Annotated in this window: 24 protein-coding genes; 14 read left to right on the top strand and 10 right to left on the bottom strand. The window is 58.1% G+C overall.

What is annotated here, in order from left to right:
* The first annotated feature begins 46 nt into the window (after positions 1–46).
* The 3 genes from NH234_RS14505 (at position 47) to rarD (ending at position 3,050) form a co-directional block, all read left to right on the top strand.
* Positions 47–946 (top strand): LysR family transcriptional regulator, encoded by a 900-nt coding sequence (locus NH234_RS14505; RefSeq protein WP_367253160.1) that lies wholly within the window; start codon positions 47–49, stop codon positions 944–946.
* A gap of 69 nt (positions 947–1,015) precedes the next feature.
* The gene (locus tag NH234_RS14500) at positions 1,016–2,029 is read left to right on the top strand and encodes an aldo/keto reductase (RefSeq protein WP_367253158.1); all 1,014 of its coding nucleotides are present in this window, start codon (positions 1,016–1,018) and stop codon (positions 2,027–2,029) included.
* 139 nt (positions 2,030–2,168) lie between these two features.
* A complete protein-coding gene (gene rarD, locus NH234_RS14495; RefSeq protein ID WP_367253157.1) occupies positions 2,169–3,050 on the top strand; it encodes an EamA family transporter RarD in 882 nt (293 codons plus the stop codon).
* Between the two features lie 61 nt (positions 3,051–3,111).
* Here the strand turns inward: rarD and hppD are convergent, their stop codons facing one another.
* Both hppD and NH234_RS14485 read right to left on the bottom strand, forming a co-directional pair.
* Positions 3,112–4,188 (bottom strand): 4-hydroxyphenylpyruvate dioxygenase, encoded by a 1,077-nt coding sequence (hppD, locus tag NH234_RS14490; protein ID WP_085730812.1) that lies wholly within the window; start codon positions 4,186–4,188, stop codon positions 3,112–3,114.
* 246 nt (positions 4,189–4,434) lie between these two features.
* Entirely contained in the window at positions 4,435–5,382 is a 948-nt protein-coding gene (locus tag NH234_RS14485; RefSeq protein WP_367253155.1) for a DMT family transporter, read from the bottom strand.
* A gap of 77 nt (positions 5,383–5,459) precedes the next feature.
* On the opposite strand from NH234_RS14485, the gene NH234_RS14480 reads away from it, so the two are divergent.
* From NH234_RS14480 to NH234_RS14470, 3 genes are all read left to right on the top strand, one after another.
* Positions 5,460–6,332 carry a LysR family transcriptional regulator gene (locus tag NH234_RS14480; protein WP_085730811.1) on the top strand — a complete coding sequence of 291 codons (873 nt, stop codon included), beginning with the start codon at positions 5,460–5,462 and terminating at the stop codon, positions 6,330–6,332.
* Between the two features lie 115 nt (positions 6,333–6,447).
* Positions 6,448–7,983, top strand: a complete 1,536-nt coding sequence (locus NH234_RS14475; RefSeq protein WP_282317606.1) for an EAL domain-containing protein — start codon at positions 6,448–6,450, stop codon at positions 7,981–7,983.
* A gap of 235 nt (positions 7,984–8,218) precedes the next feature.
* Complete coding sequence (locus NH234_RS14470) at positions 8,219–8,584, top strand: histone-like nucleoid-structuring protein, MvaT/MvaU family (RefSeq protein ID WP_085696023.1); 366 nt, start codon at positions 8,219–8,221, stop codon at positions 8,582–8,584.
* Positions 8,585–8,790: 206 nt separating this feature from the next.
* On the opposite strand, the gene NH234_RS14465 is transcribed toward NH234_RS14470, so the two are convergent.
* Positions 8,791–9,309 (bottom strand): DUF4946 domain-containing protein, encoded by a 519-nt coding sequence (locus NH234_RS14465; protein ID WP_085730809.1) that lies wholly within the window; start codon positions 9,307–9,309, stop codon positions 8,791–8,793.
* A 142-nt stretch (positions 9,310–9,451) separates the two neighbouring features.
* On the opposite strand from NH234_RS14465, the gene gloA reads away from it, so the two are divergent.
* Positions 9,452–9,973, top strand: a complete 522-nt coding sequence (gloA, locus tag NH234_RS14460) for a lactoylglutathione lyase (RefSeq protein WP_085730808.1) — start codon at positions 9,452–9,454, stop codon at positions 9,971–9,973.
* An 81-nt stretch (positions 9,974–10,054) separates the two neighbouring features.
* On the opposite strand, the gene ahpF is transcribed toward gloA, so the two are convergent.
* From ahpF to NH234_RS14445, 3 genes are all read right to left on the bottom strand, one after another.
* Entirely contained in the window at positions 10,055–11,617 is a 1,563-nt protein-coding gene (gene ahpF, locus NH234_RS14455; RefSeq protein ID WP_367253152.1) for an alkyl hydroperoxide reductase subunit F, read from the bottom strand.
* Between the two features lie 128 nt (positions 11,618–11,745).
* Positions 11,746–12,309: an alkyl hydroperoxide reductase subunit C gene (gene ahpC, locus NH234_RS14450; RefSeq protein ID WP_003224621.1), complete on the bottom strand. Its 564-nt coding sequence runs from the start codon at positions 12,307–12,309 to the stop codon at positions 11,746–11,748.
* 136 nt (positions 12,310–12,445) lie between these two features.
* Positions 12,446–13,384, bottom strand: coding sequence for a site-specific integrase (locus NH234_RS14445; RefSeq protein WP_139831701.1), 939 nt, complete (start codon positions 13,382–13,384; stop codon positions 12,446–12,448).
* 177 nt (positions 13,385–13,561) lie between these two features.
* Between NH234_RS14445 and NH234_RS14440 the strand changes: the two genes are divergently transcribed.
* On the top strand, positions 13,562–14,566 hold the full coding sequence (locus NH234_RS14440) for a DNA-binding protein (protein WP_367253150.1): 1,005 nt from the start codon (positions 13,562–13,564) through the stop codon (positions 14,564–14,566).
* On the opposite strand, the gene gorA is transcribed toward NH234_RS14440, so the two are convergent.
* Positions 14,563–15,921, bottom strand: coding sequence for a glutathione-disulfide reductase (gene gorA, locus NH234_RS14435; protein WP_085730804.1), 1,359 nt, complete (start codon positions 15,919–15,921; stop codon positions 14,563–14,565). The two genes, NH234_RS14440 and gorA, sit on opposite strands and share 4 nt — an antisense overlap.
* A 129-nt stretch (positions 15,922–16,050) precedes the next feature.
* Entirely contained in the window at positions 16,051–16,890 is an 840-nt protein-coding gene (gene galU / locus NH234_RS14430) for a UTP--glucose-1-phosphate uridylyltransferase GalU (RefSeq protein WP_085710029.1), read from the bottom strand.
* A gap of 247 nt (positions 16,891–17,137) precedes the next feature.
* Here galU and NH234_RS14425 point away from each other — a divergent pair, with 247 nt between their 5' ends.
* Both NH234_RS14425 and NH234_RS14420 read left to right on the top strand, forming a co-directional pair.
* Positions 17,138–17,326 (top strand): hypothetical protein, encoded by a 189-nt coding sequence (locus tag NH234_RS14425; protein ID WP_367253148.1) that lies wholly within the window; start codon positions 17,138–17,140, stop codon positions 17,324–17,326.
* Positions 17,327–17,463: 137 nt separating this feature from the next.
* The gene (locus NH234_RS14420) at positions 17,464–17,760 is read left to right on the top strand and encodes a hypothetical protein (protein ID WP_085730802.1); all 297 of its coding nucleotides are present in this window, start codon (positions 17,464–17,466) and stop codon (positions 17,758–17,760) included.
* 3 nt (positions 17,761–17,763) lie between these two features.
* On the opposite strand, the gene NH234_RS14415 is transcribed toward NH234_RS14420, so the two are convergent.
* Positions 17,764–17,994, bottom strand: coding sequence for a hypothetical protein (locus NH234_RS14415; RefSeq protein ID WP_085730801.1), 231 nt, complete (start codon positions 17,992–17,994; stop codon positions 17,764–17,766).
* 72 nt (positions 17,995–18,066) lie between these two features.
* On the bottom strand, positions 18,067–18,423 hold the full coding sequence (locus NH234_RS14410; RefSeq protein ID WP_085730800.1) for a hypothetical protein: 357 nt from the start codon (positions 18,421–18,423) through the stop codon (positions 18,067–18,069).
* A gap of 211 nt (positions 18,424–18,634) precedes the next feature.
* On the opposite strand from NH234_RS14410, the gene NH234_RS14405 reads away from it, so the two are divergent.
* The 4 genes from NH234_RS14405 (at position 18,635) to alkB (ending at position 20,615) form a co-directional block, all read left to right on the top strand.
* Complete coding sequence (locus tag NH234_RS14405) at positions 18,635–18,937, top strand: DUF1883 domain-containing protein (protein ID WP_007958929.1); 303 nt, start codon at positions 18,635–18,637, stop codon at positions 18,935–18,937.
* 28 nt (positions 18,938–18,965) lie between these two features.
* A complete protein-coding gene (locus NH234_RS14400) occupies positions 18,966–19,142 on the top strand; it encodes a hypothetical protein (RefSeq protein WP_170929563.1) in 177 nt (58 codons plus the stop codon).
* A gap of 98 nt (positions 19,143–19,240) precedes the next feature.
* A complete protein-coding gene (locus NH234_RS14395) occupies positions 19,241–19,948 on the top strand; it encodes a 2OG-Fe(II) oxygenase (protein WP_367257178.1) in 708 nt (235 codons plus the stop codon).
* A 4-nt stretch (positions 19,949–19,952) separates the two neighbouring features.
* Positions 19,953–20,615 (top strand): DNA oxidative demethylase AlkB, encoded by a 663-nt coding sequence (gene alkB, locus NH234_RS14390; protein ID WP_367253145.1) that lies wholly within the window; start codon positions 19,953–19,955, stop codon positions 20,613–20,615.
* Positions 20,616–20,664 lie beyond the last annotated feature (49 nt).

The raw sequence follows: 20,664 nt of genomic DNA, 5'->3' as shown, positions 1-20,664 counted from the left end.
AGAAAAATCCCGGTAAATCGGAAGGATCTTTAAAGGATTTTTACCAATGAGCTCGATCCTCGATCTGGAAATCTTCGTCCGCACCGCCGACTCCGGCAGCATTTCCGCCGCCGCCAGGGCGCTGGAGCTGACGCCGGCCGCCGCCAGCATCGCATTGAAACGCCTGGAAACCCGCCTCGGCATCCGCCTGTTCGCCCGCTCGACCCGCAGCATGCGCCTGACCGAAGAAGGCCGGCGCTATCTGGAAAGTGTGCGTCTGGCGCTGGCCACGCTGGCCGAGGGCGAGCAGGCCCTGAAGCAGCAGACCGAAGGCCTGAGCGGCGTGCTGCAACTGGCGGCGCCGTCGGACTTCGGGCGCAATGTGTTGCTGCCGTGGCTGGACGATTTCAAACGCGAGCACCCGCACATTCAGCTGCAATTGTTGCTGAACGACCGGCATGCAGATCTGTTTCGCGAGACGGTGGACGTCGCGCTGCGCTTTGGTGTGCCGAGTGATTCGACGCTGGTGGCGTTGCCGATTCTGCCTGAGCATCGGCGTATGGCCTGCGCCAGCCCTGCGTATCTGGAGCGTCACGGCACACCGCAAAACCCCGCCGAATTGAGCGAACACAGCGCCCTGCTCTACCTGCGCAACGGTCGGCCTTACAACACCTGGCGCTTCCATCGCGAGGACGAAACGGTCGAGATTGAAGTACGCGGCGACTACCTCAGCGACGACGGCGAAGTCGCCCGCCGCTGGGCACTCGCCGGGCACGGCATCGCCTACAAGGCCTGGCTCGACGTGGCCGAGGACGTACGTGCCGGACGGCTGCTGACGCTGTTCGATGACTGGTACGGCGAGAGTGTGCCGTTCAATCTGCTGTGCCCGCACCGGGTGCAGGTGTCGGAACGGGTCAAGGTGTTGCAGGCATTTTTGCGCGAACGTTGCGAGGCATTGCGCCGATAAATTCACTTTGCCGCGCCGGATGCTTCTGGTATTTGATGGAGGCTTTCCCACCGACAAAAGGATTTCGGCATGAGCTATCGCACACTGGGTCATTCGGGGTTGCAGGTGTCCACCCTCACCCTCGGCACGATGATGTTCGGCGAGCAGACCAGCGCGGAGGACTCGCTGCGTATCATCGACAAGGCCTGGGATCAGGGCATCAATTTCATCGACACGGCGGACGTCTACACCAACGGCCGCTCGGAAGAGATCGTCGGCGAGGCCATCGCCCGTCATCGGCATGAATGGGTGCTGGCGACCAAGGTCGGCTTCGGCCCGGTGGACGGCGTGCCGAATCGCAGCGGTCTGAGCCGCAAGCACATTTTCAATGGTCTGGAGGCCAGCCTGACCCGGCTCGGCACCGACTACCTCGACATCTATTACCTGCACCGCGAAGACCACAACACCCCGTTGGAAGTCACGATCTCGGCGATTGGCGATCTGATTCGCCAGGGCAAGATCCGTTATTGGGGCCTGTCGAACTATCGTGGCTGGCGGATCGCCGAGGTGATTCGCGTGGCGGACAAACTCGGCGTTGATCGCCCGGTGATCAGCCAACCGCTGTACAACATCGTCAACCGTCAGGCCGAAACCGAACAGATCACCGCCGCCCAGACTTACGGCCTCGGCGTGGTGCCTTACAGCCCGCTGGCCCGTGGTGTGCTCAGCGGCAAATACGCGCCGGACGTAACCCCGGACGCCAACAGCCGTGCCGGGCGTCAGGACAAGCGGATTCTGGAGACGGAATGGCGAGTAGAGTCGCTGCGCATTGCCCAGCAGATTCAGCAATACACAAAAGAGCGCGGAGTCGGGATTGTCGAGTTTGCGATTGCCTGGGTGCTGAACAACGGCGCGGTGACGTCGGCGATTGTCGGGCCGCGTACTGAAGAACAGTGGGATGCCTACACCAAGGCGCAGGCGGTGAAGATTACAGCGGAGGATGAGGCGTTTATCGATTCGCTGGTGACGCCGGGGCATGCGTCTACGCCGGGGTTTAATGATGTGAGCCATTTTGTGTCGGGCCGGAAACCGCGGCTGGCTTAAGCACCTACGCTTCGACACAGGTCTCTGTTCTCAGGGGACCTGTGTCGAATGTTGGAAATATTGATCACTCGGCCAATATTCAGCACAAAAAACACGTATCCTGCGCGCCCCGTTTGACCATCACCCCCGCGAGGACAGTTTGTCTAAAGGTATCGCTCTCTCGGTAACAGCTTCGACGCTGTTTGCCGTCATGTATTACTACACCTCGTTGCTCACCCCGTTGAGCGGCGTGGAAATCTACGGTTGGCGGATGCTGCTGACCGTGCCCTGCATGACCCTGTTCATGTTGTTGTCCGGCGAATGGCGGCGGGTGCTGGAGCTGCTGCGCCGAATCCCTGCGCTGCCGAAGCTGATCGGTGGCCTGATCCTGTCGTCTGCGTTGCTGGGCGTGCAGTTGTGGCTGTTCATGTGGGCGCCGCTCAATGGCTACAGCCTCGATGTGTCGCTGGGCTACTTTCTGTTGCCGCTGGCGATGGTGCTGACGGGACGCATCGCTTATGGCGAAAGCCTGTCGTACCTGCAAAAAATCGCGGTGTTCTTTGCCAGCCTCGGCGTGTTGAACGAGCTGTATCAGGTCGGCGGGTTTTCCTGGGCGACGCTGGTGGTGGTCGTCGGTTACCCGTTGTATTTCGTGCTGCGCAAATACCTCAAGACCGACAACCTCGGCGGCTTGTGGGTCGACATGACCCTGATGCTGCCGGCGGCGTACTGGTTTGTGCGCGGTGGTGAACAGGGTTTCGGCGTCTTCGATCAGTACCCGGCGCTGGCGTGGCTGATTCCGCTGCTCGGTCTGATCAGCGCGTCGGCGCTGGTGGTGTACATCATCGCCAGCCGCTTGCTGCCATTCAGCCTGTTCGGCTTGTTGAGTTACGTGGAGCCGGTGTTGCTGCTCGGTGTGGCGCTGCTGCTCGGCGAGAGTATCAAACCCGGAGAGTGGCTGACCTACATCCCGATCTGGCTCGCGGTGGTAGTGCTGGTGTTTGAAGGGTTCAAGCATCTGATGCGCCAGCGGCGCCCGTAAGACGCGCAATAAAAAGCCCGGCCTGCAATTGCAGGCCGGGCTTTTTTACATTTGATGCGGATTACTCGGTAGCGAGTACACCACGACGCACCTGGTCACGCTCGATCGATTCGAACAATGCCTTGAAGTTGCCTTCGCCGAAACCATCATCGCCTTTACGCTGGATGAATTCGAAGAACACCGGGCCCATCAGGGTTTCCGAGAAGATCTGCAACAGCAGACGCTTGTCGTCTTTGTCCGACGCGCCATCAAGCAGGATGCCGCGCGATTGCAGTTGATCGACCGGCTCGCCATGGTTCGGCAGGCGGCCTTCGAGCATTTCGTAGTAGGTGTCCGGCGGCGCAGTCATGAAGCGCATGCCGATCTTCTTCAACTGATCCCAGGTCTTGACCAGGTCGTCAGTGAGGAACGCCACGTGCTGGATGCCTTCGCCGTTGAACTGCATCAGGAATTCTTCGATCTGCCCGGCGCCCTTCGACGATTCTTCGTTGAGCGGGATGCGGATCATGCCATCCGGCGCGGTCATCGCTTTCGAGGTCAAACCGGTGTATTCGCCCTTGATGTCGAAGTAACGGATCTCGCGGAAGTTGAACAGTTTCTCGTAGAAGTTCGCCCAGTAGGCCATGCGGCCGCGATACACGTTGTGGGTCAGGTGGTCGATGATCTTCAGGCCGGCACCGACCGGGTTGCGGTCAACGCCTTCCAGGAACACGAAGTCGATGTCATAAATCGAGCTGCCTTCGCCGAAACGGTCGATCAGGTACAGCGGCGCGCCGCCAATGCCTTTGATCGCCGGGAGGTTCAGCTCCATCGGGCCCGTTTCGATGTGGATTGGCTGAGCACCGAGTTCCAGCGCACGTTTGTAGGCCTTCTGCGAGTCCTTGACCCGGAACGCCATGCCGCAAACGGACGGGCCGTGCTCGGCGGCGAAGTATGAAGCAACGCTGTGGGGTTCGTTGTTGAGGATCAGGTTGATCGCGCCCTGGCGGTACAGGTGCACGTTCTTGGAACGGTGGGTCGCGACCTTGGTGAAGCCCATGATCTCGAAGATCGGCTCCAGGGTGCCAGGTGTCGGCGATGCGAACTCGATGAACTCGAAGCCCATCAGGCCCATTGGGTTTTCGTATAAATCTGCCATGGTTGGCGCCTCATCATTCTTATCAATTAACCAGAGTTATTTGTCAGTAATGCTGAGGCCGGTGGGTGGCGCACAGGAGATGCCACGCACACTGCGGGCGAGGAAGTCACCGTAGATCAGTTGAAACCCGAATATCTTCATTGTCGACCCAAGGCTCTTGCGGGCGAGGCTTCTGCTGCCAGAAGACGATTATTATTGTATGCGTAACCGGATTCTACACAGCGTAATCAGGGTTGTCTGCCCTCTCTATAAAATCCGCTTTTTTCGGGCCGGTGCAAGGGGTTTGTTGCATAGCCAGATGCCCGCCAGAATCAGCGCACCGCCCAGACTCATGGGTATTGTCAGTTGCTCGCCCAGCAGGATGGCGCCAGCCAGCACGGCGGTCAGCGGGTTAAGCGCAATGAACACGCCGGAGCGGGTCGCACCGATTTTGCGGATGCCGTCGTAGTAACCGATGTACGCCAGCGCCGAACCCAAGCCCCCGAGATAGATCAGACTCAGCCATTGCGTCATCCCGAGATTGGCCACCGCCGCCCCGCTCACTTCGCCGCGAACGGCAGCCAGCGCCCAGAGCATCAGCGTGCCGAGCAGAATCGAAAAGGCCACCGTCTGCAACGGGCCGATGCTCTGATTGAGGCTGCGGGAAAACAGCGAGTAAATACCCCAGCTCAACACGCAGCCGAGAATCAGCAGATCGCCGATCCAGGCGTCTGGTGTCGCAGCCAGCAGTTGCGGATTACGACTCACGATCACCACACCGGCGCCGCCGATGCAGATCAGGATCCCGATGATTTTCAGTCGACTCAGACGCTCCTTGAGCAGCAGCCAGGATGCCAGGCCGATCACCGCCGGATTCAACGCAACGATCAGCGAGGCCCGCGACGCATTGATGTATTGCAGGCCGTAAAAGAAGCAAAGGTTGTAGAAGAAAATCCCGAAGAACCCCAGCAATGCCAGTTGCAGCCATTGCCCGGGATTCGGGCGTGCGAAGGGAATCCGCGCCAGCCATAGAAAACAGAGCAACGCGACGCTGGCCAGCAAGAACCGAAGGCTGGCAGCGAGGATCGGACTCAGGCTGCCGGCGAGAAATCGCCCGGCCACCCAGGTCCCGCCCCAGATCATGCTGACCATGGCGAGGTTCAGATAGACGGGCATGTCCGAGGCCACCGGATGGATTGATTCATGACTATTCATAACGCTCTCGACGACGAAACTGACGGATGCCGTATCATTCGAATAATTCTCGATCATCGTAAAATGAGCTTTTACTCATGACTTTGACCCAGCTCGAAATTTTCTCTCTGGTGGCCGAGCTACGCGGCTTCACCCTCGCGGCCCATCGTCTGGGGATTTCCCAGTCGGCGGTGTCCCATGCTTTGAAGTCACTGGAGCAGGAACTGGGTGTCGAATTGTTTCGCCGGCATCAATCGCAAGTCGAACTCAGCGATATTGGCGAGCAATTGCTGCTGCGCGCACGGGCGATGCTCGGGCTGGCCAACACATTGCGCCAGGAAGCCGCCGATGCACGCGGGCTGAAAAGCGGCACCTTGCGTATCGGCTCGTTCGGCCCGACCTCATCGATCAGGTTGTTGCCGCGGATTCTCCGGCATTTTCGGCAAGCGCACCCGGGCATCGAGGTTCACATCGACGAGGGTCCGGACCGCCAGGTACTCCAGTGGCTTGACGAGCGACGGATCGATATAGGTTTCGTGGTATTGCCCGAAGAACGCTTCGATACGTTTGCCCTGATGGAGGACCAGATGGTCGCCCTGCTCCGGCTCGACCATCCTCTGGCCACGCGGGCGCAACTGAGCCTGAAAGACCTTTGCAGCGACCCGTTCGTACTCACCGAAGCAGGCTCTTCGGAGCTGGTATCGCGACTGTTCAACGCGGCAAGGCTAAGCCCGAATATCCGATACCGCTGCTCGCAACTGCTGAGTACCCTCGATACCGTGAGCCGGGGCGACGCCATCACCATCGTTGCCGAAGGTTCGCTACCCAACGAGCCAGATCCGCAATACGTGAAAAGGCCACTGTCGCCCCCCGTGGCGAGGCACATCGGCCTGGCCGTGCTGGACCAGCGTCAGTCATCACCCGCCACTCTGGCTTTCATCAAACTGGCGACTGCACTGGATTACCGCTGAGCGGCGCAAGCGCCAACGGCCATCTATCATGGGCACAGACTCAACGCTTTCCAGAAGGTGCATCCTTGCCCCGCCTGCCGTCGAGAGCCACACACCACCGCAACAGGATGCGCCCATGCCTCTGACCGTCAGGCCCCGCCGCCAACGCAGCACCCGAATCATCGTGACGCTGCTGTGCGGTTTGCTGCCGATCATCATCGGCACTGTCATTCTGCATATGCAGGCCGAGCGCACGCTGGAGCAGAGCTCCCGGCAAACCGCCGAGGAGGCCTTGCGCCAGTTGGACCTGATGCTCGACAACACCGCCCAATCCGCCCGGGAATTGCTGCCGTTGGCGGGCCAGACCTGCGAGGATGTCAAACTGGCCCTGCGCGAACAGGTCACCCGCCGCCCGTTCGTACGTTCGACCAATCTGGTGTGGGACAACAACCTCTATTGCAGTTCGTTGTTCGGCGACTTCAAGGAAACCGTCAATCCGGGGGACTACACCCAAGGCAAGTTATGGCTCATGAACGGCAACCCGGTTACGCCTGATACGGCGCTGCTGGTGTATCGACTGAGCGATGGCCGGGGCGGCGCCCTGACGACGCTGGACGGCTATCACCTGAGCAATATCCTGCGCCTGATCGGCCGGCAGACATTGTTATTGCTGCAAGTGGGTAATAACTGGCTTTCGGCCGACGGCAAAGTGCATCAAGGCCCCCTCCCTGAGTTACCGGTGGCCCAGAGCACGTTGAACTCTCCACACTATGCCTACACCGTGAGAGCCGGTTTCCCTGAAGATGAAACCTGGAACTACATGAGCGACGAATACCCGCCACTATTCAGTCTGCTGATTTTCTTTGGGGCGGTGTCCGGGGCGATTGGCTATATCGTGCAGAACCGCGCGACATCCCCCAGTCACGAAATGCTGCGCGCGCTGGAAGCCGGAGAGTTCATTCCCTACTTTCAACCGGTGGTCTACGGCGACAGCGAGCGCTGGTCGGGCTGCGAAGTGCTGATGCGCTGGAATCATCCCAAGGAAGGCCTGGTGCGTCCGGATATGTTCATACCGTTCGCAGAACACTCCGGGCTGATCGTGCCGATGACCCGTTCATTGATGCAGCAGACCGCTGTGGTGCTCGGGCCGCTGTCTGCTTCATTCGAAGCCCCTTTTCATATCGGCATCAACATTACGGCCAGTCACTGCCACGATCTCGAGTTGCTGGAAGATTGCCGCGAGTTTCTGGCGGCTTTTGCCCCCGGCAGCATCAGCCTGGTCCTGGAGCTGACCGAACGCGAGCTGATCGAGCCCACCGACATCACCCATCAGTTATTTGCACAATTGCGCGCCATGGATGTGAAAATCGCCATCGACGACTTCGGCACCGGTCATTCGAGCCTGGGCTATTTGAGAACATTCAATGTCGACTTTTTGAAGATCGACCAGACATTCGTCGCCATGATTGATAAGGACGCCCTGTCCCGACACATTCTGGACAGCATCATCGAACTCTGCGCCAAACTGGATCTGGGCATTGTGGCCGAAGGCGTGGAAACACAGGTCCAGGCCGATTATCTGGCCGCGCATCACGTCAACTTTCTGCAAGGCTATCTGTTTGGCAAACCGATGCCGGCCGCAGACTTCATCGATGCATTAACTCACCATTAACTAAACGCGATAAAACCGACGGGCTCAGACCGTTCGCACCAAATTGATACAAGACATCGCTGTTTTTACATAAAGAAAACATCAGGATTTACTCTTGACGCATTAACTACTACAATTTTTCTTACCTGTTGCTAGATTGGCAGGTGAGCCACTATCACCGAGTCGCTTCAAGGCTCTTGGCTTATAGCTTTGTTTGCGGTTGGTATCAGCCAAACACACTATTGGAGTAAAGATATTGTCCAGACTCGCTGAATTTCGTGCAGCTGAAAAGGCCCTTCAGGAACAGCTCAAGCAGCTGGAATCGCTGAAGAACGATGCCGGGCTCAAGAAAGAAATCGAATTCGAAGAAAAGCTCCAGGGGCTGATGAAAACCTACGGCAAAGGCCTGAAAGACATCATCGCCATTCTCGATCCGAACCCGGCGAAATCCGGTCTGCAATCGACCGCCGCACCTAAAACCCGCCGCGCTCGCGTGGTCAAGGTCTATCAGAACCCGCACACCGGCGAGCTGATCGAGACCAAGGGAGGCAACCACCGCGGGCTGAAGGCCTGGAAGGAACAGTACGGTGCAGCCACCGTTGACTCTTGGTTGCGCAGTTAATCCCTCGCAAACATGAAAGCCCTGCATATGCAGGGCTTTTTTTTGGACAATACTTAACAAATACAACGACTTTTCTGGCAGGAAAGTTTAGTCTCAAACCCCTTTCGCGCTGAAACTATGCTTCTGAATGTTGCCTCATTGTCCAGCAATAACTTTATGCTTAATCAGTTCTGGTATCTAACATCACGCTGACCACGAACAGGCGGTTAGAATTTCAAGCTGTTTCGCGCAGCCACTATGTCATTGCCGCTGGCCTTATAAACCTCCGCCTGCCCGGCATACGAAAGTACGTAAGCCTTATTCGCCTCGACCGCTGCAACCAATGTTTGCGACAGCACGTGACGGCCGTTTTCAGTCACGGTACAAGTGGTCTCAAGTGCCGCAAGCGAGCCCAGCGTACTCGCGTGAACCTTGTTGCAGACACTCTGATAACCGCTCTGGAAAAAGTCTTTCTGCACCGACTTGCGCATCTCCAGCAACACGCCCTGCAAGTTGACCTGATGACCGCTTTCCACACGGGTCATCGTCAACTCCATCACCATCACCTGATTGCCATCGGCGTCAGTCTTCACCCCGCGCTGACGGGAGACGTCCGGGGATGTTTCGGGTAACGCCTCGACTTCCCACCCGGCCGGCCAGGTGATGCTCGGCGCCTCGGCAAAGGCCGGTAGCGCCAGCAGGGAAAAACCCAGGAAAACGAACAGCGATTTGAACGGTCGGATCATTACCAGAGGCACTCGCGGATTGAGCTGTAAAGTCTGAGGCTCGCCCGCCTGGAGGGCAAGCCCGCGCTTTCGGTTTGGCGATGCTGCCAGGCATGCGTATCATTGCGCCCATTCACTCGCCCCAATTTGTTACGGAGGGCTCATGAGCCTGCAAGAACTGAACACCTTCCCTGGCGTGACCGCCACCCCGGACAGCGCAACCCGCAACTTCGTGTTTAACCACACCATGCTGCGCGTCAAGGACATCACCAAATCGCTGGACTTCTACACCCGCGTACTGGGTTTCTCGCTGGTGGAAAAGCGTGACTTCCCGGAAGCCGAATTCAGCCTGTACTTCCTCGCCCTGGTCGACAAATCGCAGATCCCGACCGACGCCGCTGCCCGCACCGAGTGGATGAAGTCGATTCCCGGCATCCTGGAACTGACCCACAACCACGGCACCGAAAACGACGCAGACTTCGCCTATCACAACGGCAACACCGACCCGCGCGGTTTCGGCCACATCTGCATTTCGGTACCGGATATCGTTGCCGCTTGCGCACGCTTTGAAGAGCTGGGCTGCGATTTCCAGAAGCGCCTGACCGATGGCCGCATGAAGAGCCTGGCGTTCATCAAGGATCCGGATGGTTATTGGGTCGAAATCATCCAGCCAGCGCCGCTGTAAAGCTGAGTCTGGGTAGAAAGCACCCCGCAAAGAAAAAACCCCATCATCACTGATGGGTTTTTTCTTTTTCAGGCCCGGGATTTATGCCGGAGCCGAAGTGCGGATCAGGTGATCGAAAGCGCTGAGGGAGGCCTTGGCGCCCTCGCCCACCGCAATCACGATCTGCTTGTACGGCACGGTCGTCACGTCACCGGCAGCAAAGATGCCCGAGATCGAGGTTTCACCCCGGTTGTCGACAATGATCTCGCCGCGCGGCGACAGCTCGATGGTGCCTTTGAGCCAATCGGTGTTAGGCAACAGACCGATCTGCACGAAGATCCCTTCCAGCTCGACCGTGCGCAGCTCGTCAGTGTTGCGATCCTTGTAACGCAGGCCGTTGACCTTCTGCCCGTCGCCGGTGACTTCAGTGGTCAACGCACTGGTGATCACGGTGACGTTCGGCAGGCTGTGCAGCTTGCGTTGCAATACGGCGTCGGCACGCAGCTGTACATCAAATTCCAGCAGCGTTACGTGGGACACGATACCGGCCAGGTCGATGGCCGCTTCGACGCCGGAGTTACCGCCGCCGATGACCGCGACACGCTTGCCCTTGAACAGCGGGCCGTCGCAGTGCGGGCAGTACGCCACGCCTTTGTTGCGGTATTCCTGCTCGCCCGGCACGTTCATTTCACGCCACCGCGCGCCGGTCGCCAGAATCACGCTCTTGGCCTTGAGGGTCGCACCGCTGGCGAAGTGGACTTCATGCAGCTCGCCATTCTTGCCCGGGATCAGCTTGTCGGCGCGCTGCAGGTTCATGATGTCGACGTCGTACTGCTTGACGTGTTCTTCCAGCGCGGTCGCCAGTTTCGGACCCTCGGTTTCCTGCACGGAAATGAAGTTCTCGATGGCCATGGTGTCCAGCACCTGGCCGCCGAAGCGTTCGGCCGCAACACCGGTACGAATGCCTTTACGTGCCGCATAGATGGCTGCCGAAGCACCGGCCGGGCCGCCGCCGACCACCAGTACATCGAAAGACTCTTTGGCGCTGATTTTCTCGGCCTGACGCTCGATGGCACCGGTGTCGAGTTTGGCGAGGATTTCTTCCAGGCCCATGCGGCCCTGGCCGAAGTTTTCGCCGTTCAGGTAAATGCTCGGCACGGCCATGATCTTGCGATCGTTGACTTCGTCCTGGAACAGCGCGCCGTCGATGGCGACGTGGCGGATGTTCGGGTTAAGTACGGCCATCAGGTTCAGCGCCTGGACTACGTCAGGGCAGTTCTGGCAGGACAGCGAGAAATAAGTCTCGAAGTTGAACTCGCCTTTGAGCGAGCGGATCTGTTCGATCACTTCAACACTGGCCTTCGATGGGTGGCCGCCGACTTGCAGCAGGGCCAGCACCAGCGAAGTGAATTCATGGCCCATCGGGATGCCGGCGAAACGCAGGCTGATGTCGGCACCTGGGCGGTTGATCGAGAACGACGGTTTGCGTGCATCGTCGCCGCTGTCGATCAAAGTAATCTGATGCGAAAGACTGGCAACGTCTTTCAGCAGGTCGAGCATTTCACGGGATTTCGCACCGTCGTCGAGTGAAGCAACGATCTCGATCGGCTGGGTGACCCGTTCCAGGTACGATTTCAACTGGGCTTTAAGATTGGCGTCCAACATACGGGCGATCTCCTGACTTTATTTGAGGCGAAAAAAAGCCCGAGCGAATCTCGCCCGGGCTTTTCTATTGGGCGGTGCAGCTTACTTAGGTAGGTGCGGAGTTCCGCCCTGCATTGCGTGTCACAGACTTAGATCTTGCCGACCAGGTCCAGGGACGGAGCCAGAGTGGCTTCGCCTTCTTTCCACTTGGCTGGGCAAACTTCGCCTGGGTGAGCAGCAACGTACTGAGCAGCCTTGATCTTGCGCAGCAGCTCGGAAGCGTCACGGCCAACGCCGCCATCGTTCAGTTCAACGATTTTGATCTGACCTTCAGGGTTGATCACGAAGGTGCCACGGTCAGCCAGGCCAGCTTCTTCGATCAGCACGTCGAAGTTGCGGGAGATGACGTGGGTCGGGTCGCCGATCATGGTGTATTCGATTTTGCCGATGGCTGGCGAAGTGTTGTGCCAGGCAGCGTGGGCAAAGTGGGTGTCGGTCGAAACGCTGTAGATTTCTACGCCCAGCTTCTGGAAGGCAGCGTAGTTGTCGGCCAGGTCTTCCAGCTCGGTTGGGCAAACGAAGGTGAAGTCGGCTGGGTAGAAGAACACTACGGACCATTTGCCTTTCAGGTCAGCGTCCGAGACTTGTACGAAGTCGCCGTTTTTGAACGCGGTAGCTTTGAACGGTTTTACTTGGCTGTTGATGATAGGCATTGATGACTCTCCGTCAGGGTTGTGAATTCGATGGGTGAATCCTACCCACTCACTCGACGGATGGCTCATTGGCAAACCTGATGCTGCTGATTTGTTTTCGCTATTAGCTGACTGTATTAATAGAAGAAAACGATATCTACGGCGACAGCGGGTTATCCGTAATCCGGGCCATCCCGTGAAAGGGGCTCGCTTCAACATAGCGCATGGCGGACTTCATATCCTTCCAGCCCACGTAACTCATCAGCGACTTGAGATCCCAACCGCTTTGATGCGCCCAAGTGGCAAAGCCGCGCCGCAATGAGTGACTGGTGTAGCGCTCGGCGGAGATCCCGGCTCGCTCGAGGGCCTGGCGCAGCAACGGAATCACACTGTTGGCGTGCAAGCCCTCCTCGCTCAGATTGCCCCAACGGTCGACGGCACGAAACACCGGGCCGCGTACAAGCGCCGCTTCGGTGATCCAGTCGATGTAGGCCTGCACCGGACAGAGCTTCAACAACGCCGGGGCCTGATAGGTCTGACCGAGGTTTTCCCGGTCGCCTTTACTTCGCGGCAGGTACAGGGTGATGCCACTGCCAGCGAGTGCCTGGACGTGTTCGATCTGCACCCGGCACAACTCATCACTGCGAAAGCCACGCCAGAACCCCAGAAGAATCAGCGCTCGATCACGGCAGGCCCTGAGTAACAATGGCCGGTCCTGTTTTTCTCGGGCCTCTTTCATTTCCTGTTCAAGCCAGGCCACGGTCTGTTCAAGGTCCTGCAGCTGTAATGGCTCGGCCTGTTTTTCCTGCGCAGGATGCAGCGCACGGATGCCCTTGAATACTTTGCGCACCACCGGAGTCTTGGTCGGATCGGCGAATCCCTGACTGTTATGCCACTGCGCGAGCGCCGACAAGCGCAACTTCAGTGTATTGACCGAAAGCACCCCCGCATGCGCCACCAGATACCGCGCGACACTGTCAGCCGTCGCGGGCAGGAACCCACCCCATACCGTTTCGAAATGCTCGACGGCCGCGCGATAGCTGCGGCGGGTGTTGTCACGGGTGGCGGCTTGCAGGTAGCGATCGATATCGCTCATGGGCTGATTTCTCGCAGATGTACTGATTTGAAGATTGAAAAGCGGATTCTGGCGCTTCACATTGGGTAATACCAGTATATCCCGTCCGTTTATCTTGAAACATTTAACTTTATTTTCAGCATGGTACACTGCGTACCTTAGTGGCATGTACCACAGTACATAATCGTAGGAGCACATATGGCCCGTGGCGGCGTTAACAAAGCAGTAGTCCAGATCGCGCGCTCAGCGATTCTCGCCCGTGGCGAACACCCAAGCATCGACGCGGTACGCATCGAGCTGGGGAATACCGGATCGAAAACCACAATCCATCGCTATCTGAAGGAGCTGGATGACGGCAGCGCACCGGCGGATCCTTCAGTAGAACCCATCGATGACGAGCTCCTGGCGCTTGTCACACGCCTGGCACAACGCCTGAAAGAACAGGCACAGGAGCCGATCGATCAGGCACGCGAACAGTACGAGCAACAACGCCAGGCGCTGGAAGCGGAACTGAATCAGCTGCGCCATGAGCATGCGCAGCTGGAGAAGAAGCACGACATCCAGGGCGCAGCGCTAGCGAAAGAGTCCGAAGCCTTGAGCGACACCCGCTCGATGCTGCAAACCGAACAGACGCGCAATGCCGGCCTGAATCAGGCGCTGGCAGATTTCGAATTGCGCTTGCAGGACAAAGACGAGCAGATCCGCTCGCTGGAAGAAAAGCACCTGCATGCTCGTGATGCGCTTGAGCACTACCGCAATGCCGTCAAGGAGCAGCGCGAACAGGAACAGAGCCGTCACGAAAGTCAGGTTCAGCAGTTGCAGATGGAGTTGCGTCAGGCGCAACAAAGCGCGCTGGTGCGCCAGGATGAAATCACTCAATTGCACCGCGACAACGAACGTTTGCTGACTGAAAACCGCGGAACGCTGCGCGAATTGAGCCTGCTGCAGGATCAGCTCAAGCACAGCAATCAGCGTCAGGATCAACTGCTGGAGCAAGCGACGCGCGTCGACAACGAGCGCACTCTCCTCCAGGAACGCTTGCGCGTGGCACTGCTGGACAGCCAGACACTCAAGCAGAGCGTCGACGAGCAGTCGCAGCTCAATCAGTCATTGGAGAAGGAATTGACCAAGGCGCAAGACAGTCTGCGCCTGGCCACCACCGTTGCGGCAGCGCCAGACGCAGCAGAACCGAAAAAGAATTAAGCGCCGACCGGCGTACGCATGGTGACAAACTCTTCGGCCGCCGTCGGGTGCACCCCGATGGTGTCGTCGAAGTCACGCTTGGTGGCGCCAGCCTTCAGCGCAATTGCCAGTCCCTGCACGATCTCGCCGGCATCCGGCCCGACCATGTGACAGCCCAGCACCTTGTCGGTTTTGCCATCGACCACCAGCTTCATCAGCGTGCGCTCCTGGCATTCGGTCAGGGTCAGCTTCATCGGGCGGAAGCGGCTTTCGAAGATCACCACATCGTGACCCGCTTCACGCGCCTCTTCTTCGGTCAAACCGACGGTGCCGATGTTCGGCAGACTGAATACCGCTGTCGGAATCATCTTGTAATCCACTGGGCGGTATTGCTCCGGCTTGAACAGCCGGCGTGCCACCGCCATGCCTTCAGCCAGCGCCACCGGCGTCAACTGCACGCGACCAATGACATCGCCCAGCGCCAGAATCGACGGCTCGGTGGTCTGGTACTGCTCGTCGACCTTGATGAAGCCCTTCTCATCCAGCTGCACCTCGGTATTCTCCAGGCCGAGATTGTCCAACATCGGGCGCCGGCCAGTGGCGTAGAACACGCAATCTGCTTCCAGCACGCGACCATCCTTGAGGGTCGCTTTCAGGCTGCCATCTGGTTGCTTGTCGATCCGCTCGATATCGGCATTGAACTGCAGATTCATGCCGCGCTTGATCAGCTCTTCCTGCAGATGTTTGCGCACCGAACCGTCGAAGCCGCGCAGGAACAGATCACCGCGATACAGCAACGTGGTATCCGCACCCAGACCATGGAAGATCCCGGCAAATTCGACGGCAATGTAACCACCACCGACGACCAGGACGCGCTTCGGAAGCTCTTTCAGGAAAAACGCCTGATTGGAGCTGATGGCATGCTCATGCCCAGGGATTTCCGGAATCTGCGGCCAGCCACCCGTGGCGATCAGAATGTTTTTCGCGGTGTAGCGCTCGCCGTTGACCTCCACTTCATGGGGACCAACGATCTTCGCGTGCGCTTCATGCAGGGTCACGCCACTGTTGACCAGCAGATTGCGATAAATGCCGTTCAGTCGATTGATCTCGCGATCCTTGTTGGCGATCAGGGTCGCCCAATCAAAGTCCGCTTCACCCAGGCTCCAGCCGAAACCGGACGACTGTTCAAAGTCTTCGGCGAAATGCGCGCCGTACACCAGCAGCTTTTTCGGCACGCAGCCGACATTGACGCAAGTGCCACCCAGATAACGGCTCTCGGCCACCGCCACTTTCGCACCGAAACCGGCAGCAAAACGCGCAGCCCGCACACCGCCGGAACCGGCACCAATCACATAAAGGTCAAAATCGTAGGCCATTTCTTTCTCCTCGGCAGGCGATCAGCATACCTGCCGTCGTCCTTTGGGCAAGCACTCCTGCCGATATAGGGGCGGAAAATGAAAAAGCCACCCGAAGGTGGCTTTTTCGTACAGGCAGGTCAGGCGCTATCAGTAGGCCTTGCCAGTCTTGTAGAAGTTTTCGAAGCAGAAGTTGGTTGCCTCGATGTAACCCTCGGCACCGCCGCAGTCGAAACGCTTGCCCTTGAACTTGTAGGCCATCACGCAGCCGTTCTGGGCCTGCTTCATCAGGGCGTCGGTAATCTGGATTTCGCCACCCTTGCCTGGCTCGGTCTGTTCAATCAGGTCGAAGATATCCGGAGTCAGGATGTAACGGCCGATGATCGCCAGGTTGGACGGCGCGTCTTCCGGCTTTGGCTTCTCGACCATGCTGTGTACGCGGTAGATGTCGTCGCGGATCATCTCGCCAGCAATGACGCCATACTTGCTGGTTTCTGCCGGATCGACTTCCTGAATGGCAATGATCGAGCAGCGGAACTGCTTGTACAGCTTGACCATCTGGGTCAGTACGCCGTCGCCTTCGAGGTTGACGCACAGGTCGTCCGCCAGCACCACGGCAAACGGTTCATCGCCGATCAGCGGACGACCGGTCAGGATCGCATGACCCAGGCCTTTCATTTCAGTCTGACGGGTGTAGGAGAACGAGCACTCGTCCAACAGCTTGCGGATACCGACCAGGTATTTCTCTTTGTCGGTGCCCTTGATCTGGTTTTCCAGCTCATAGCTGATGTCGAAGTGGTCTTCCAGGGCACGCTTGCCACGGCCGGTCACGATGGAGATCTCAGTCAGACCAGCATCCAGAGCTTCTTCGACGCCGTACTGGATCAGTGGCTTGTTTACCACCGGCAGCATTTCTTTGGGCATGGCTTTAGTCGCTGGAAGGAAGCGAGTACCGTAACCGGCTGCTGGGAACAAGCATTTCTTGATCATATAAGTCCTTGAAAGGGCTGTGTGTACGAGTTTCGGCGCAGTCTAATCAGGCGGCGTGCACCTTACAATGCCCCGCACTGGCTAACCGATGTCAACATAGAGAAATATTCTGGCGGATAGTTCAATCCGTACGCAGAAGCTGCGCATTCAGCTTAGCCCAATGATTAAGAAACACCGCATCGACCCGCGCCCGTTCGCCGGTTTCCCGTTATCATGACGCCTTTGAACCAGCCAACGAGGCCGCTAGATGTCCGCAGCAAAAATCATCAACGGGTACACCGTCGCCAAGGCGAAAGATGGCCAGTGGCATATCACCGCTACCAACGGCGAAGATGTGTCCGCTCCATTGCCCACTGAAGCGATGGCGATTGAGGTAGCCGCGGTGCTTGATTACACGCCTCCTGCACCGAAGCGTCGCGGCAAGGATCAGGACTGATCAACCGCAACGTATCCAGGGCCCTGCCATTGCGCAGGGCCTTTTTCAAACACGTGAAGATATGGCTAATCGCTATAACCTTTTCATGCCGGCGCTGTCAGAGCGTCTAGCCCTCTCCTTCTGAAGACGACATCGCCATGAACACCCATATATTGCACAGCATGCTGCCACTGATTGCGCTACTGGCCCTGGGCGGTTGCGCCACCTCTCAGCCCACTTACCTGGACAACGGCGAACAAGGGTTGAGCATCGACTGCTCTGGCGAGGCCAATTCCTGGGCCACCTGCTACGAGAAGGCAGACGCCTCCTGCGCTGGCACCGGCTATCGCATCGTCGGAACTGATGGCACACCAGCGCCCAAGGAAAGCGAAAAAACGCTGGGTATCGATGTCGGCAACTACAAGAACCGTAGTGTCGTGGTGGTCTGCAAGTAAGCTTTACATGTGAATTTCGGCGAACTTGATCCCCAGCCCACGAACGACCTCGATCAGGTCATCTAGGCGGGCAAACGATTCAACTTCGTCGTTTTCATCCACCAGAAAGTAACTGCGCCCGGCGCTCTTCTTGAAAAACACGATCCATTCCCCCGAATTCGCCGGGTTCTGAATCACATGGGTGGCCGCGATCAGCCCCTCTTTATGGCGCTCGCGCACCTGTTCTCGCTTCATGCACATCTCCAGAAATGACAATGCCGCCCAAGCGTGACCTGGACGGCATCTATACCGATGACTGATAGTTTATCAGCCGGAAATGCACACCGTGGCGGCATTGCGCACATCCCTTGGACGTATCGGCACGTTGGACATGCGCTCGTGCAATTTGATGCTGCTGCCGCCGGAGCGGTCCTCAATGTCAAACACTGCCGCTGGGCCGGACGACAACTTCCCAGGCACGATCACCCGAACCCCGTCCTTGTGCGGTTCCATTTGCAGGGCCCCGCGGCTTTGGGCCAGTTTGTCGGCCAGACACTGTGCGTACTCGTGGGGTTTCTTGCCGGAAATGACGTTCATGGTCGGCAACGTTTCATTGATTTCCGAAACGCTTGCACAACCACCCATCGCCAATGCCAACGGCACAAAGACCACACCCCACTTCATACAGAATCTCCTATAAAGACCCTCGGACAGCATGAATGCCGTTTTTCTCCGAGGCTCATTGCATTTAACGCACATGAAATCGCGAATAACTGTTTTTAATTGTCAAAGCAGCGCCCGACGGCCGGATAATAACCTGTCCGGGCTGATAAACTGCGCCAATCGATCCTGCTATCGTTTTGATTTTGTAGAAAAAGCCCTTCTGGAGGCGCCCATGAAATTTATTCACCAGCGCGAGCACCTCAACGAAGACGACATTGTCGTCATCCAGTGCTCACAAACCTGCAACATCCGTCTGATGAACGACGCCAACTTCCGCAGCTTCAAGAACGGCGGCCGTCACACCTATCACGGCGGCGCATTCGACACCTTCCCGGCCCGCATTACTGCGCCGAGCACCGGGTTCTGGAACATCACCATCGACACCGTCAACCGTCGTGCAATCAGCGTGACCCGCAAGCCGACCCTGACGCACTCGATCAAGATCATTCGCCGCTCCAGCTCGAAACTCAGCTGATCGGCTCCCTCAACGCAATCAGGTAAGCATGACCGTGGCCCAAACGACCAAATACGTCATCAAGTACAAACTGAACGGCGAACGCCGCTTCGAATTCGCCCAGCTGGAAAACGGCACGCCGGAAGAGGCCAAGGCTGTGCTGGATGCCCTGCACGGCCAGAGCGAAGACGTGATCAGCGACATCAGCGTCAGCAAGGCGTTGTAAGACGCGGGTGACCATTCGACCGCAAGCGCCGGAGTGTTCCGGCCTGGCGGGCTGCCTAGACTGATCACCTCGACGCAAGCCAAGGAATCAGTATGCCGATGTCACCCGACTCCCCCCTCGACGCGCTCGACTGGGTCGCACTGGAACAACAGCTGGATCAGGATGGTTGCGCCATCATCCGTTCGCTGTTGCGACCACAAACCTGTGATCGTCTGAGTGCGCTGTACCCGCAAAGCGAACCGTTCCGCTCACAGGTGATCATGGCCCGCCACGGTTTCGGTCGCGGCGAATACAAGTATCTGCGCTACCCGCTTCCTCCATTGGTTGAACGCCTGCGCAGTGCGCTTTATCCACGCCTTGTTCACCTGGCCAACCGCTGGCATGAACGAATGGGCTTGCCACAACGTTTTCCAGCCCTGCACAGCGAGTTTCTTGCGCGTTGTCATGCCGCCGGTCAACTGCGGCCTACCCCGCTCTTGCTGCAATACGGCCCACAGGATTACAACTGTCTGCATCAGGACCTGTACGGCGAACACGTCTTCCCGCTGCAGGTAGCGATTCTTCTGTCAGAACCTGGCGAGGACTTCAGCGGCGGTGAGTTCGTCCTGACCGAACAACGCCCGAGAATGCAGTCTCGCCCACTGGTGATGGACCTGAAGAAAGGCGACGCGCTGATCTTTGCCGTCAACCAACGTCCGGTAAAAGGTGTACGCGGCGACTATCGGGTCACCATGCGCCACGGCGTCAGCCGCCTGCACAGCGGAAAACGGCATACTCTGGGCATCATTTTTCACGACGCTACCTGACATCATGCACACCAACTTCGATCTGTTCGCCGACACCGAATCCGAGCAGCCCCGACGCGCTGAACAGATCGGCGAACAATCCTGGGTGCTGCGCGGCTTTGCCCTGCCCCGAATCGAGCAATTGTTGCCGGCTCTGAAATGGATCATCGAACGTGCCCCGTTACGACACATGATGACGCCCGGCGGGTTCAGCATGTCAGTGGCCACCAGCAGTTGCGGAGCACTTGGCTGGATCACCGACCGCAGCGGTTACCGCTATTCAGCCGAGGACCCGCTCAGCCATCTGCCCTGGCCGGAAATGCCCGAAGTGTTTCGCGATTTGGCACAAGCGGCAGCGAAGGAAGTCGGCTTTTTCGACTTCGTACCGGACTCCTGCCTGATCAACCGTTATGTCCCCGGCGCGAAAATGTCTTTGCATCAAGACAAGGACGAACATTCCTACACCGCACCTATCGTGTCCCTGTCATTGGGATTGCCCGCCATGTTCCTGTTCGGAGGTTTCGCCCGCAACGATAAAACTCAGCGCATTTCGCTGCTGCACGGCGACATGGTGATCTGGGGCGGCGTTGATCGGCTGCGCTACCACGGCGTCCTGCCGATCAAATACGGCCGGCATCCGCAACTGGGCGAACAGCGTTTCAATCTGACGTTTCGCACCGCCGGATGACCGTGCAAAGTTTGACCGCAAGGGCCGGAGTGTTACGGTTGGCGGCACT

Origin of the sequence: Pseudomonas sp. stari2, from assembly GCF_040760005.1 — a bacterium.
Lineage (GTDB): Bacteria > Pseudomonadota > Gammaproteobacteria > Pseudomonadales > Pseudomonadaceae > Aquipseudomonas.
This window is presented reverse-complemented; position numbering and strand designations above follow the sequence as displayed.